The organism is Lysinibacillus sp. KU-BSD001 (assembly GCF_042920265.1).
In the GTDB taxonomy this organism is placed as follows: Bacteria; Bacillota; Bacilli; order Bacillales_A; family Planococcaceae; genus Lysinibacillus_B.
The window spans coordinates 1-608 of the sequence record NZ_JBDQZI010000039.1 but is presented as its reverse complement, the minus strand read 5'-3'; the positions used below and the strand labels follow the sequence as shown (position 1 = coordinate 608).

Sequence of the window (608 nt, the reverse complement as noted above, 5' to 3'; positions counted from 1 at the left end):
CCGTCATGCCTAGGTTCGAATCCTAGTACCCCAGCCATTTCCGAGCCATTAGCTCAGTCGGTAGAGCATCTGACTTTTAATCAGAGGGTCGAAGGTTCGAGTCCTTCATGGCTCACCATTTTTAGTCTTGACATACTTACTTGCGTTGTATATACTAGTAAAGTCGCAAGATTAAATGCGGTCGTGGCGGAATGGCAGACGCGCTAGGTTGAGGGCCTAGTGGGGGCAACCCCGTGGAGGTTCAAGTCCTCTCGGCCGCACCAAGTGAATTAACAAATACGCGCCCGTAGCTCAATTGGATAGAGCGTCTGACTACGGATCAGAAGGTTATGGGTTCGACTCCTGTCGGGCGCGCCATATAAATAAAAATATGCGGGTGTAGTTTAATGGTAAAACCTCAGCCTTCCAAGCTGATGTCGTGAGTTCGATTCTCATCACCCGCTCCATGAACTTTGAAAACTGAACAAGCAAAACGTTAACAATAAATGTTTCTGAATAAGAAACAAAATTTTGGACATCAAACATGATGCCAGCAAATTTGAGCTTACTCAAATTCTTTTATGGAGAGTTTGATCCTGGCTCAGGACGAACGCTGGCGGCGTGCCTAA

4 tRNA genes are annotated in these 608 nt (G+C 46.5%); all 4 read left to right on the top strand.

The annotated features are described in order from the left end of the window. Window positions 1-42 precede the first annotated feature (42 nt). A tRNA-Lys gene (locus AAGS61_RS20900) sits at window positions 43-118 on the top strand. A gap of 59 nt (window positions 119-177) precedes the next feature. Further along, window positions 178-263: transfer RNA gene (locus AAGS61_RS20895), tRNA-Leu, on the top strand. Window positions 264-280: 17 nt separating this feature from the next. Further along, window positions 281-357 (top strand) — tRNA-Arg (locus AAGS61_RS20890). 15 nt (window positions 358-372) lie between these two features. Then, window positions 373-446: transfer RNA gene (locus tag AAGS61_RS20885), tRNA-Gly, on the top strand. Window positions 447-608 lie beyond the last annotated feature (162 nt).